The 12,967-nt window shown below is 39.0% G+C and carries 11 protein-coding genes; 7 read left to right on the top strand and 4 right to left on the bottom strand.

The genetic code is table 11. From position 1 onward, the window contains the following. Positions 1–23 precede the first annotated feature (23 nt). Positions 24–1,949 carry a polysaccharide biosynthesis protein gene (locus tag B2O97_RS11535; protein WP_070561708.1) on the bottom strand — a complete coding sequence of 642 codons (1,926 nt, stop codon included), beginning with the start codon at positions 1,947–1,949 and terminating at the stop codon, positions 24–26. Between the two features lie 134 nt (positions 1,950–2,083). Between B2O97_RS11535 and B2O97_RS11530 the strand changes: the two genes are divergently transcribed. Beyond that, positions 2,084–3,295 carry an alanine dehydrogenase gene (locus B2O97_RS11530; protein ID WP_286767411.1) on the top strand — a complete coding sequence of 404 codons (1,212 nt, stop codon included), beginning with the start codon at positions 2,084–2,086 and terminating at the stop codon, positions 3,293–3,295. 112 nt (positions 3,296–3,407) lie between these two features. Next, positions 3,408–4,259: an alpha/beta hydrolase gene (locus B2O97_RS11525; protein ID WP_070561704.1), complete on the top strand. Its 852-nt coding sequence runs from the start codon at positions 3,408–3,410 to the stop codon at positions 4,257–4,259. Between the two features lie 9 nt (positions 4,260–4,268). Here B2O97_RS11525 and B2O97_RS11520 read toward each other — a convergent pair whose 3' ends face one another. From B2O97_RS11520 to B2O97_RS11510, 3 genes are read right to left on the bottom strand one after another with little or no spacing between them, the layout of a single operon-like run. Next, positions 4,269–5,315: an ABC transporter ATP-binding protein gene (locus B2O97_RS11520; RefSeq protein ID WP_070561701.1), complete on the bottom strand. Its 1,047-nt coding sequence runs from the start codon at positions 5,313–5,315 to the stop codon at positions 4,269–4,271. Positions 5,316–5,339: 24 nt separating this feature from the next. Beyond that, positions 5,340–5,750, bottom strand: coding sequence for a tRNA (adenosine(37)-N6)-threonylcarbamoyltransferase complex ATPase subunit type 1 TsaE (gene tsaE / locus B2O97_RS11515; protein WP_070561699.1), 411 nt, complete (start codon positions 5,748–5,750; stop codon positions 5,340–5,342). 12 nt (positions 5,751–5,762) lie between these two features. Further along, complete coding sequence (locus B2O97_RS11510) at positions 5,763–7,316, bottom strand: PglZ domain-containing protein (RefSeq protein ID WP_286767410.1); 1,554 nt, start codon at positions 7,314–7,316, stop codon at positions 5,763–5,765. Between the two features lie 218 nt (positions 7,317–7,534). Between B2O97_RS11510 and B2O97_RS11505 the strand changes: the two genes are divergently transcribed. From B2O97_RS11505 to B2O97_RS11485, 5 genes are all read left to right on the top strand, one after another. Beyond that, a complete protein-coding gene (locus B2O97_RS11505; RefSeq protein ID WP_070561694.1) occupies positions 7,535–8,785 on the top strand; it encodes an HD domain-containing protein in 1,251 nt (416 codons plus the stop codon). Between the two features lie 33 nt (positions 8,786–8,818). Further along, positions 8,819–9,859: a UDP-3-O-(3-hydroxymyristoyl)glucosamine N-acyltransferase gene (gene lpxD, locus B2O97_RS11500; RefSeq protein ID WP_046674769.1), complete on the top strand. Its 1,041-nt coding sequence runs from the start codon at positions 8,819–8,821 to the stop codon at positions 9,857–9,859. 138 nt (positions 9,860–9,997) lie between these two features. After that, positions 9,998–11,398: a bifunctional UDP-3-O-[3-hydroxymyristoyl] N-acetylglucosamine deacetylase/3-hydroxyacyl-ACP dehydratase gene (locus B2O97_RS11495; protein ID WP_175441947.1), complete on the top strand. Its 1,401-nt coding sequence runs from the start codon at positions 9,998–10,000 to the stop codon at positions 11,396–11,398. Between the two features lie 10 nt (positions 11,399–11,408). Continuing rightward, a complete protein-coding gene (gene lpxA, locus B2O97_RS11490; RefSeq protein ID WP_070561692.1) occupies positions 11,409–12,197 on the top strand; it encodes an acyl-ACP--UDP-N-acetylglucosamine O-acyltransferase in 789 nt (262 codons plus the stop codon). A 17-nt stretch (positions 12,198–12,214) separates the two neighbouring features. After that, on the top strand, positions 12,215–12,844 hold the full coding sequence (locus B2O97_RS11485; RefSeq protein WP_312194204.1) for an ABC transporter ATP-binding protein: 630 nt from the start codon (positions 12,215–12,217) through the stop codon (positions 12,842–12,844). Positions 12,845–12,967 lie beyond the last annotated feature (123 nt).

Genomic DNA, 12,967 nt, shown 5'->3' with positions numbered 1-12,967 from the left:
TGTTTTGCAAATTTTAACGTGAATTAACTTTGGTTTTCCGACTCATTCGATAGTTCAATTTCCTTATCTAGCTGTTCGTAGATGGAGTTTTTACTTTTGAATTCAGGTACAATAATTTTCATTTGATAGACAACTTCGTTTTTGTTCTGCGTCGCTAAACGCTGTTGCAATTCTCCGATTTTCATACACACCCTATCATAATTATTTTCTCTGACTTTGGCGATCATGATTTTCTCGTGGTGCGTCGGTAAGGTATTCTCTAAATCATTTAGTAATTCCTCATATAGTTTTTCACCAGGCCTTAATCCCGTGAATTTTATTTCAATATCTTCATTCGGTTTAAATCCCGAAAGGCGAATCATTTTTTTAGCTAGCTCTACTATTTTTACAGATTTACCCATATCAAAGACAAAAATTTCGCCACCTTGTCCCATTGTTCCAGCTTCAAGGACTAGTCGGCATGCTTCGGGAATGGTCATAAAATACCGTGTAATTTCTGGATGAGTAACGGTTACAGGGCCACCTTTTTGAATCTGGTCCCTGAATCGGGGGATAACAGATCCATTGGAGCCTAAGACATTGCCAAAGCGTGTTGTTATAAATTTGGTGTGAACACTTGCCCCCAATGTATTTTCCAAATGATTGTTTAACGATTGTACATAGATTTCTGCGATACGTTTTGTCGCCCCCATGATATTCGTGGGATTTACAGCTTTATCGGTAGAGACAAAGACAAATTTTTCAACCTGAAATTCTACGGCTAAATCCGCCAAATTCTTTGTTCCCATAACATTGGTCTGTACCGCTTCCAAAGGATGGTTTTCCATCATTGGCACATGTTTGTATGCTGCCGCATGATAAACATAGTGCGGCTTGAACGTGTCAAAAAGCAATTGCATCCTTTTTGTACTTCGGACGTCTGCTATATAAGTATGATAGACTTGATTTGGGAATTCATCTTGAAGGTCAAGCTGGAGATTATGTAAGGGGGACTCTGCTTGGTCACAAAGAATAATCATCTGGGGCTCGTATCTTCCCAATTGGGTTGCAATTTCACTTCCGATAGAACCGGCTGCTCCAGTAACCAGGATTCTTTTGCCCTTCGTCTGGCTTAAGATGTGGTCGTCGTTAATCTTGATCGGCTCCCTTTCCAACAAATCTTCAATTTTTATTTTCTGAATCTGATTGGGGTTAAGGTCGCCATTCATGATCTTTTTAACGGGCGGAAGTGTTAAAATATTGACGTTTTTTTCGAGCGCGACATCTGTTATTTCATTTTTGCGGTCCGAAGGGATGTTGTGTGACGCGATGATGACCTCTTCAATATTTAGTGTGTTAATGAGGTGGCTAAACTTTTGAGAAGAGTAAATTTTGGTCCCATCAATTACTTTGTTGATTTTTTGATCATTATCATCCAAGAATCCTACAATAGCATTTTTGGAACGTACATCATGGTCTAAGGTTCTTTTTACAGCAATCCCCAAATCACCAGCTCCGTAGATCAGTGTTTTTTTTCTGGAACCGTTGACTTTTTTGGTGTATAGAAAGAAAATCTTAATAATTGTTCTATATACAGTTAAAATAAGGAAGGAGAATAGGGCAAAGAAGATAATGAGTGCCGTTGGAATGTTGCGCTCGATTTCATTTGCTTGGATAACTAGTTTTATAACGAGGAGAACAAACACACTGAATGTTATCGTTGATAATATACGTATGGAATCGATGGCGCTTGTGTAACGCACGATCCCAGTATACATTTTAAAGAGATAGAACGACAAAGAACATACACCGATAAATAAAATGTAACGAATGCTAAAATCAATATCGAGTAAAAAATCGAAATTAAAATCATAATAAATGACATTTGCGAGGAGATAAGCGACGGATACACTAAAGATGTCCAATAAAAAAATGATCCACCGTGGCACTATATTGACTTTACTGAGCATGGTATTATATCTGATTAATTTAAAACAAATGTAGATAAATTTGTTTCATTCCAAAGCTGTGCCAAAACAAATTTATCTTCGTTTGATAAGATTGATTATTTATTGTAATTTTAGCTAACGATCAATTTTACAAGATGAATGAGTTAGGAAAGCTTGCGAGTCAGGCTATGATTTCTCCAAAAGAGATGCTGTTTGAGAAGAAAAAGAATGCAAAAAGTTTATTTATTGGCATTCCAAAAGAAATCTCGCTTCAGGAAAAGCGAATTTGCCTGACACCATTAGCGGTTGCATTATTGGTAGAAAATGGGCACGAAGTAATCATTGAGACGGGAGCAGGAGCAGGAGCCAATTTTTTGGATCACCATTATAGTGAGCAGGGAGCCCGTATTGTATCTTCAAGAGAAGAAGTGTACCAAGCGGATCTGATCATCAAGGTTGGCAGCCCTGTAATTAGTGAAGTCAAGCTGATGAAAGAAAGACAGCTTTTATTATCTTCTCAGCAACCTTCACTTATGAACTTGGATGTCTTAAAGGCATTAATGCATAAAAAAATTACCGCAATTTCTTACGAATATTTAAGAGATGAGGGCGGTTGCCTAGCTGTGGTTCGTGCTATGAGTGAAATCGTAGGGGCGACGGCAACTTTAATTGCTGGAGAGTATCTGAGCAATGCATTTGGAGGCAAGGGACTGATGCTCGGCGGCGTTACCGGGGTAGCCTCGACCGAAGTTGTTATTATCGGCGCAGGGACCGTTGGTGAACAAGCTGCTCGGACGGCTTTGGCGCTAGGAGCAGAGGTAAAAGTATTTGATAATTCGATTTATAAACTTAGACGCCTACAAAATAACCTGGGTAGTCTTGTGTTTACATCTGTTATACAACCTATTATTTTAAACAAAGCCGTGATCAGTTCAGACGTTGTTATCGGTGCTTTACGAGCGCTTAATGGACGTTCCGCTTGCGTGATTTCGGAAGAGACCGTTTCTAAAATGAAACCCAATTCCGTTATTATAGATGTAAGCATTGATCAAGGGGGCAATTTTGAAACTTCGGAGGTGACCTCTCACGATAAACCTATCTTTCGGAAATTTGATGTTATTCACTATTGTGTTCCTAATATAGCGTCTCGGGTAGCGCGAACAGCCACCTATGCCATGAGCAATATCTTCACTTCGATTTTACTCGATTTTGCTGAACTCGGGGGATTGAAAAATGCCATTTGGAAGAACCCTGGTATTCGAAGTTCCATTTATTTGTATCAAGGTAATCTGACGAATATAGATATGGCCTCCAGGTTTAATATGACAGCAAAGGATTTAGATTTATTAGTCGTCTCTTCGTTATAAATTCTAAGCGTATCCAGCTGCTTCTTGATCTACTCCATGCAGATGTTGCATGTAAAATGGAAGGATATTTCTAGTAAATATAATTTTGCGATCTTTTTTAAATGTTATTTAAATGAAAAAAGTTTTTATGATTTTATGTTCCTTGATCTCGCTTGTTAAAGCGCAGGAGGCAATCAACCTTTATGCAGATTCTATTCCAAATGCGACTGATAAAGAGCAGGTAAATTTAGAAAAGAACGTCCCCAAGCTATTTGCCTATACAGCAGATAAAAGTGTCGATAAAAATATCGCCGTACTGGTTATTCCTGGGGGCGGGTATGCTCATATCGCAATGGATCATGAGGGACATGCCGTTGCTAAAGAGTTGGTGAAAAATGGGTATTCGGCATATGTTTTGCAATATCGATTGCCTTCGCCGAATATCATGCGTGACAAATCTATAGGGCCTCTTCAGGACGCGCAGCGGGCAATGCAATTGATCAGAACCCTGCACCCCGGACTTCGAAAGGTGGGGGTTATCGGATTTTCCGCAGGCGGACATTTGGCTTCCACTTTAATAACGAAGTTTAAGAAAGACTATATAGTGAATCCTTCACATGTATCCCTAAGACCTGATTTTGCTGGATTAATTTATCCTGTAATCTCTATGCAAAATGATATCACACACAAAGGTTCGCGTATAAATCTCATCGGAGAAAACCCTTCAGAAGACCAAATCAACCTTTTTTCTTCCAATTTGCAGGTATCTCCTGAAGTTTGTCCGGTTTTCTTTGTACATGCCAAAGACGATACAGCTGTACCGATAGAAAACAGTTATAGAATGATTGCTGCTCTGGACAAGTCAAAAGTACCCAACAAGCTTTATACCTTTGAGCAAGGGGGACACGGTTTTGGATTAATTAACAAAACTTCGGATAAGTTATGGTTTGACGCATTTTTATCTTGGCTTGATACACAGGACTAAGCTATGCAATTAATGGTCAAAAGAGATCCAGTGGGATATTGTTAGGTCAACAGCCTGTTGTTTTTGTGGAATTATTTGCGATGTAATAATCGCATGTAAGTTAATCTCATTATTGCTGACGACGATTTCATAATAAAAACCTCTGAATCGGACATCTTTCACAAAAAAAGTAGACTGCTCAGCAGGACTGATTGAGATCCATTCTTGATGTATCGCGATTGGTTTTTCGCTTGCTATGCCTAAATTTTGAGCTTGCTCAACCTGTAATATATTGCTTTTTGCCAATAATTGGGCAGTATAAGGGTGCGATGGATTGCTGTACAACACATGTGGGTTGTTTTGATCCAGGATTTTGCCAGATTTCATCACAATAAGATTATCTGCCAGGGCAAGTACTTCCGTCGGATCGTGTGAAACTAAAATGACGGTTAGCCCGGTTTCTTTAACAATATCCTTGATGTCCTGTTGTAAGGTATCCCTAAAAGAGGCATCGACCTGATTGAATGGTTCATCCATAAGTAAGACTTCAGGCTCGTTGATTAGTGCACGACAGATTGCGACGCGTTGTTTTTCTCCGCCACTGATGTCGGCTACTCTTTTTTTAGCGAGGTGATCAATCCGTAGACGTTGTAATATTTCCGCAGTTTTGTCTTGTTTGCGTTTGATATCTGTGTTTGGCAATTGGGAAGCAACATTATCCCATACATTGGCATACGTATTCAAATCGTCAAAGCCTTGCGAGACTAATTTCATGGCATCATGTCCGGGGATCAGCTTGTCCTTGCGCGTCGGGACCTGCCAACCTTTATAGCGCACAATGCCACCAGTTGGTTCCAAAAGACCGTATATAAGTCTAAGCAAGGTACTTTTTCCACTACCAGATTCACCAATGATCGCTGTTATTTTTCCTTCGTCGATATCGAAAGAACTATTTTCAACAGCAAACTGCATATTGTTCTCATGAAAGGAAAAGCTCAAGTGTTCGGCATGTATAGCCGCTAATCCGGGCACATGGATATCAGTTGGAATATATTGACAAGAGGATGAATGAGCCATAGTAGGGAGTCGAAAAAAAGGTAGTTAACGAATAGAAATTTGACGTGTTGTTGCATCTAGGATGCTAATATGTATCTCTTTTGCTTCTTCAGGAAGTAAGTTGGGGATTTTCTCCGGCCACTCAACAAAGCAATAAGCACCGGAATAGAAATATTCCTCATAACCAAAATCGAATGCCTCCTGTTCATCTTTAATGCGGTAAAAATCAAAGTGATATACGGGGCCAGCTGGAGACTCATATTCATTAACAATGGAGAATGTTGGACTAGATGTACTATCTTGTACATTCAATTGTTTACACAGGTGTTTTACAAAAGTTGTCTTTCCTGCTCCCATGGAACCATATAATAGAAAAATCCGGTCCTTTGGAAAACTATTTAAAAGTGTCTGAGCCGCTTGAGATAGATCTGCTGTGGTATTTACAATAATTTCCATGTTGCAAAATTACTATTTCGGTAGGTATGTCGCAAAGGGGATAATCATTTCTTCCAGCGATATTCCACCATGTTGGAATGTTCCATTAAAGTAATTGACAAATTGATTGTAGTTGTTAGGGTAAACAAAATACGAATCTTCTTTGGCAAAAACGTATGTTGAACTTACATGAAGTTTAGGCAGCTGTGCCTCGTGGGGATTTTTGATAGCAAAAACATCTTTGTCAATATAGTTCAGGTTTTTCCCTTGCTTATATCTCAAATTTGTATTTGTGTTGCGGTCACCAACTATTTTACTTGGTTTTTTTACCCGGATCGTGCCGTGGTCGGTTGTAATGATCACACGAACTTTCTTTTGAGAGAGCCATTTTATAACCTCTAATAAAGGTGAGTGTTCAAACCATGACAATGTAAGCGAGCGATATGCCGCTTCATCGTTTGCTAATTCACGAATCATAGAGCTGTCTGTACGTGCGTGAGAAAGCATGTCAACAAAGTTATACACCAATACATTCAGTTGATTGTGCATCAAATTACCAAGATTGTCTAACACATCCTTTCCTTGTTCCAGGGTCAAAATTTTCGTGTAGGAGTGTTTTATGGACTTGCGGTAAAGTCGTTTGATCTGATCTTCCAAAAATTTATCCTCATATAAATTCTTGCCGCCTTCATCTTCATCGTTTTGCCATAATTTCGGAAAGCGTTTTTCCATTTCCAGTGGAGTTAAGCCACTAAAGATGGCATTTCTAGCATATTGTGTTGCTGTTGGTAAAATACTGTAATAGGTTATCTCCTCCTCAAGTCTAAAATAATCGGTAATGACCTCATTGATAATTTTCCATTGATCGAAACGCAAATTGTCTATTAGAAAGAAAAATGTCGGAATATGATCTTCTATGGTCGGAAATACCTTCTTCTTAAATAGCTGGTGGGATAGAATGGGCGCGTTTTCGGGACGATTAATCAATTGTATATAGTTGTTTTCAATAAATTTTGAGAATTGCATGTTTGCTTCGGATTTTTGCATCGTCAGAATTTCATGCATATTGTTATCTTCAAGCTTTTCGAGAGACAATTCCCAGTAGACCAATTTTTTGTAGACTTCTGACCATTGATTGAAATCCAAATTGTCATTTAGAATCATCCCTAAATTGCGGAAGTCTTGTTGATAGGCCATGGATGTTTTCTCATTGACAAGACGCTTGTTCTCCGTTAATTTTTTAATTGTCATCAAGATCTGCTTGGGGTTGACCGGCTTGATCAGATAATCATCTATTTTGGAGCCGATGGCATCTTCCATGACATGTTCTTCTTCGTTTTTTGTAACCAGAACAACAGGGACAGTAGGGTTGATCGATTTGAGTATAGCAAGTGTTTCGAGCCCGGTTAGCCCAGGCATATTTTCGTCTAGGAAAACGAGGTGGAAAAAACCATTCTTAAAGGCTTCAACGGCATCATTTCCATTGTTGACCGTGTCAACTTTGTAACCTTTGCTTTCTAAAAATAATATGTGTGGTTTTAGAAAGTCAATCTCATCGTCAGCCCAAAGGATATGTGTTTTTTGCATCTTGTTATTATATGTCTATTAGTAGAGGGGAGGATCGGATTTTCGATCTCATGCTAACATAAGCAAATATCGTGCTTTAGATTTTATTTTTAACATTTCTTAACGGTGAACTAACTATCTTTGTTTTAAGTTTATACTAGTGTTACCCAAGGCTTCGTAATTAAAGCGCTCGGTTTCCTAATTTATAGTGTTGATGATCGTATTAATTTGTCGCCACGTTGAACAAAAATAAAATTATTAATGATCCGGTATATGGATTTGTCGCTATTCCTACAGGATTGGTCTTCGACTTAGTGCAACATCCTTATTTTCAAAGGCTCCGCTATATTAAGCAGGTGAGCATGACGCATCTTGTCTATCCCGGAGCTTTACATACTCGTTTTCAGCACGCTATAGGGGCGATGCATTTGATGTCAATGGCTTTGGAAACTTTGCGGAGTAAAGGTGTCATCATTTCTGCGGATGAAGAGGAGGCTGTTCTTTCGGCAATTTTGCTGCATGATATCGGTCATGGTCCTTTTTCCCATTCTTTGGAGCATAGTTTGATTGAAGGAGTTTCACATGAGTTATTGTCCTCCCTGTTGATGGATCGTATCAACCAGGATTTGGACGGAAGGTTAAGCTTGGCAATTACAATCTTTAACAATAAATATGAACGCAGATTTCTCCATCAATTGGTGTCGAGCCAATTGGACGTTGATCGAATGGATTACCTCAATAGAGATAGTTTTTTTACCGGTGTATCGGAAGGCGTGATCTCATTTGATCGTATCATAAAAATGCTCAATGTCGTGGCGGATGAAATCGTGGTGGAATATAAAGGGCTGTATTCTGTGGAGAAATTCCTGATTGCACGACGGCTCATGTATTGGCAAGTCTATTTACATAAGACCGTTATCGGTGCTGAACAATTATTGATTAAAATTCTGCAGCGGGCAAAATATTTAACGGCTACTGGTCATAAGCTCTTTTCTACCCCGGCTTTTCATTGGTTTTTAAGCCAGCAGGTCAACAAAACTAATTTTTTGGATGATCCGTTACATTTGGATTGGTTTACTCGTTTAGATGATACGGATATTATGTCTGCGATAAAAACATGGGAACATCATGAGGATTCTATTTTAAGTACAATGTGCCAGCGCGTTATGAAACGTAATCTATATCGCTCTGTCATGAGCAATAAACCATTCTCGCCAGCATATGTAGATTTAGTGAAATCGAAAGTACAAGCTGAGCTGGGTGTGGCTCAGGAGGATATTCATTATTATGTATTTATGCAGGAAATTCAAAACCGTGCCTATAATTCTTCCAAGGATCAAATAAAAATATTATTGAAATCCGGTGAGCTCGTGGATATAACAGAGGCTTCTGATCTAGGGAATTTAGAAGCACTATCGAAAAATGTGGCTAAATACGCCTTATGTTATCCAAAAGAGGTGGGATATGTTGCAATTACTTCCATCAAGTAGTTATTTTTTAATAAAAAAACATAGATTTGTACCATGCAATTTACTGCTCAACAAATAGGGACATTATTAGAAGGACGGATTGAAGGAAATCCAGAAGTTACTGTAGGTAACCTTGCCAAAATTGAGGAAGGTAAAAAAGGCGATCTTTCTTTTTTGTCAAATCCAAAATATGAGCATTTTATTTATACTACTGACGCCTCGATTGTAATTGTGAATGAAGATTTACAATTGACCCAAGCAACTAAGCCGACTTTAACGATCATACGGGTGAAGAATGCATATGCTGCTTTCTCTACTATTCTGAATATGTATAATGAGTTCCGTCTTGACAAAAGCGGACGTGAGGAGCCTCATTTTATACATACTGAAGCGGAGATCGGCCAAGGAGGTTATATCGGTGCATTTGTATATATTGGACGCGGAGCTTCCATTGGAGATAACGTGAAAATTTACCCACAGGTCTATATTGGCGATAAAGTAACGATTGGAGATAATACAACACTCTATCCAGGGGTGAAGATTTATCATGATTGTAAGATTGGGAAAAATGTCGTCGTACATTCTGGTGTTGTGATCGGATCGGATGGATTTGGATTTGCACCACAAGAAGACGGAACATATAAAAAAGTACCTCAGATTGGTTATGTGCAAGTGGAGGATAATGTTGAGATCGGCGCCAATACAGTAATCGATAGAGCAACAATGGGTGCTACAATCGTGCGTGATGGTGTTAAGTTGGATAATTTGATTCAAATTGCACATAATGTTGATATTGGAAAGAATACTGTGATCGCAGCGCAAACAGGTATTTCTGGTAGCTCAAAAATTGGAGAACATGTGGTTTTAGGAGGCCAGGTTGGGGTTGTTGGTCATATTGTTGTTGCAAAGGGCTCTCAAATCCAGGCGCAATCAGGAGTGAATAGATCGATTAAAGAAGAAGGTAAAAAGTGGGGCGGTACACCGGTGATGCCTTATCAGCCCCAATTGCGTTCTAATGTGATTTTTGCACGCCTCCCTGAGTTGGAAAAACGAATCCAAGAGTTAGAAAAGTTAGTAGAAAAAAAATTGAAATAATTATTTTTCATTGAAAATAAACTGTTCTTTAATGGTGATGAAATAAGCATTCCAGGCACGGCTATGGCAACATCGATGTAGCTTAAGGGATAAATGTTTTGTCAAAAGAAGTTTTGATTTAAAAATATGTTATTAGAAATGAATGTAAAACAGCGAACCATCAAAAACGAGGTTGAAATTTCGGGGGTAGGTCTTCATACAGGGAAAATTGTATCGATGACGATCAAGCCAGCTCCGGAAAATCACTGGTTTAAGTTCAGACGTGTAGATTTAGCGGGACAACCAGAAATTTTGGTTGATGCGGATAATGTGACGGATACCTCCAGAGGGACGACAATAACGCAGAATGGAGCAAGTGTGAGTACAATTGAACATTTGATGGCATCGTTAATTGGTTTACAAATCGATAATGTGCTGATTGATATTGATGGCCCTGAAATACCCATACTCGATGGTAGCTCAGCTATTTTTGTGAAGTTGCTGGAGGAAGCGGGATTTGAAGAACAAGATGCTGACCGGGATTATTATGAGATATCCAATAATATCCATTATGCAGAGCCAGATCGCAAAGTTGAAATACTGGGTATGCCGATGGACGGGTATCGTTTGACTTGTATGATCGATTTTAACTCGCCGGTGTTGGGAAGCCAACATGCCGCAATAACATCGATTGAGGACTTTAAATCAGAAATAGCCTCTTCACGTACGTTTTGTTTTTTACACGAATTGGAAATGTTGGTTGATCATGGCCTAATTAAAGGTGGTGATTTGAGTAATGCAATCGTTATTGTGGATAAGGAGACTTCTCCCGAGGAATTGCAGAAATTAGCGCATCTTTTTCATAAAGAAACCGTTGCAGTTGCTAAGGAAGGAATATTAAACAATAATCAATTGCGTTACCAAAATGAACCTGCTCGACATAAATTGTTGGACATGGTTGGAGATTTAGCACTTGTCGGAAGACCTTTGAAAGGGCATATTATGGCTGCACGACCAGGTCATGCAGCGAATGTGGCTTTTGCAAAAAAGATAAAGGAGCAGATCAAAAAAGATAAAACACGTAAAAAAATTAAAGTTTACGATCCCAATATGCCTGCATTATACGATACAGTAGAAATCATGAAGATTTTACCGCATCGTCAGCCCATGCTTATGGTCGATAAAATTCTTGAGTTGACGGAAACACATGTGGTGGGTTTGAAAAATGTTACCATGAACGAAGATCTATTTATGGGACATTTTCCTGGTGCGCCATTATTTCCCGGTGTTTTGCAGGTAGAGGCTATGGCACAGACAGGAGGAATTTTAGTGCTGAAGACGGTCCCTGATCCAGAGAATTGGTTGACCTTATTCCTTAAAATTGAAAATGCACGTTTTAAAGCGCAGGTAACTCCAGGGGATTCTGTTATTTTTAGATGCGACTTGATGGAGCCGATCCGAAGAGGTATCGCAAAAATGAAAGGTGTGGCTATGGTAGGAGAGAAAATTGTGTGCGAAGCGGAGCTTATGGCACAGATCGTAAGAGTAAATAACAACTAAAGTAGTATAGATGATACAGCCATTAGCTTATATTCATCCGGATGCAAAAATTGCTAAAAATGTGGTCATCGAGCCATTTGTAACCATTTATAAAGATGTCGTCATTGGCGAAGGCACTTGGATAGGATCAAATGTGACGATCATGGATGGAGCTCGAATTGGAAAAAACTGTAAAATATATCCCGGTGCAGTAATCTCTGGCGAACCTCAAGATTTAAAATTTGATGGTGAGATTACGACAGCCGAAATTGGAGACAATACAACCATTCGTGAGTGTGTAACAATCAATAGAGGAACTAAGGATAGGTATAGAACGGTCATTGGAAAAAATTGTTTGATCCAAGCGTATAGTCATGTTGCACATGATTGTGAAGTAGGTGATAATTGTGTTTTTTCGAACAACAGTACACTTGCTGGACATATTACAGTAGGCGATTATGTTGTACTTGCTGGGATGGTCGCTGTTCACCAATTTGTTAAAATTGGTTCGCATGCATTTGTTACCGGTGGTTCATTGGTACGTAAGGATATTCCACCTTTTGTTAAGGCCGCGCGTGAACCGATTTCTTATGCGGGTATTAATTCTGTTGGATTGAGAAGAAGAGGATTTTCGGAAGAGCAAATTGCCGAGATTCAGAATCTTTATCGCATTCTTTTTGTTCAAAACAGAAATCTGGCTAAAGCAATAGAAATTATAGAAGCTGAATATCAGGCAACGGAAATCCGTGATGAAATTTTGGATTTTATTCGAAACTCAGGCCGGGGTATCATGAAAGGATTCAATAATAGAGCGATGTAGTCGCTTTGTCGATTCTAGTGAATTTGAAAATTACATTAAAAGATATTGGTAGGAGGTATAACAATGAATGGATTTTTAGGCATATAAACTATACCTTCGAGTCCGGCAAGAGTTATGCCATCCTTGGCCATAATGGTTCCGGAAAGTCCACTTTCTTAAAAGTGCTTTCAAGTAGTTTGACACCCTCAGCGGGTGAACTGATCTACACCGATGGAGACCAAGTCCTGGGTGTGGATACGATATATCAGCAGCTGTCTCTCGCAGCTCCTTATGTTGAACTGATCGAGGAATTTACCTTAAACGAGCTGATTGATTTTCATTTTAAATTTAAAAATTATCTTCCTTCTTTTGATAAAGCAACTGTTGTAAAGCTATTGGGATTGGAACATGCGCTTGACAGAGAGATCCGTTTTTTTTCATCAGGTATGCGTCAACGTGTCAAGCTAGCGCTAGCTTGTTGTTCTGCATCTGCCTTGGTTTTGTTGGATGAGCCTACAAGTAATTTGGATAGTGCGGGTGAACAATGGTATCTTCGTTTAATTGAGCGTACAAAATTGGAGTCTAGATTGTTTATCGTCTGTTCGAACCAAAAAAAAGAGTATGAATTCTGCGATGAAAGTATTTCTATAGTCGATTTTAAGCCTTAGGGAGATCAACAATTTGTTGCTATCACATCGAAAATAGGCGAAAAGTTCTTGTCCTGTATTAAAAATAGCTACTTTCAATAAAACCGTCAAGACTGTATCATCATGAGCAGCTACAAAAGTGAA

Origin of the sequence: Sphingobacterium sp. UBA865, from assembly GCF_002295765.1 — a bacterium.
In the GTDB taxonomy this organism is placed as follows: Bacteria; Bacteroidota; Bacteroidia; order Sphingobacteriales; family Sphingobacteriaceae; genus Sphingobacterium; species Sphingobacterium multivorum.
Note: the sequence above shows the minus strand (reverse complement) of the source record. Positions and strands in the feature narration are given on the sequence as shown.